The 280-nt window shown below is 42.1% G+C and carries 1 pseudogene; it reads right to left on the reverse strand.

The features are described from left to right. Positions 1 to 256, reverse strand: a pseudogene (locus V0R37_RS21950) (spermidine/putrescine ABC transporter ATP-binding protein); the annotation flags it as partial. Positions 257 to 280: the final 24 nt, after the last annotated feature.

Raw genomic sequence — 280 nt, forward strand, 5'->3', positions numbered from 1 at the left:
TCTGTACGTTAATACACTTATCATCGATACGATCTTGAGTGACGGCATTAAATACGTTGATCTCACCGATAAATCGGGCAACAAATAGGTTTTTGGGCTCTTCATAAATTTCACGTGGTGAACCATCTTGCTCGATGCATCCATCGCGCATAACAATGATTCGATCCGACATGGATAAAGCTTCTTCTTGATCGTGAGTCACGAAGATGAAGGTAATGCCCAGTTGACGTTGGAGTTGCTTCAGCTCGATTTGCATCTGTTTACGCAGTTTATAATCGAG

Source organism: Pollutimonas rozaliensis (genome assembly GCF_048751585.1).
Lineage (GTDB): Bacteria > Pseudomonadota > Gammaproteobacteria > Burkholderiales > Burkholderiaceae_B.